Origin of the sequence: uncultured Roseibium sp. (assembly GCF_947499295.1) — a bacterium.
Lineage (GTDB): Bacteria > Pseudomonadota > Alphaproteobacteria > Rhizobiales > Stappiaceae > Roseibium.
On record NZ_CANMNP010000178.1, the window covers coordinates 1 to 213 of the forward strand.

The following is a 213-nucleotide window of genomic DNA, read 5'->3' on the forward strand; positions in this document are numbered from 1 at the left end:
CATGCCCCCTTGCAGCAGGGGACAAGGCAATCTTCCATTCCTCCTTTCTCAATGCATTCCAGTCATATGCACCCCGGGCCATCCGGGACGAGGCGCACCATAGGTCTCATCCATTCTCCAGGAGCAACAAACCGGTCGTTTTCTGGCCTTGGCCTTTGCAGTGATTGCCGGGCTGTAACGAACGACCCATCGGTTCAGTGTTGCGTGATCCAC

The 213-nt window shown here is 56.3% G+C and carries 1 pseudogene; it reads right to left on the reverse strand.

The annotated features are described in order from the left end of the window. Positions 1 to 99: 99 nt before the first annotated feature. Positions 100 to 213: pseudogene (locus Q0835_RS30300) on the reverse strand (IS6 family transposase); the annotation flags it as partial.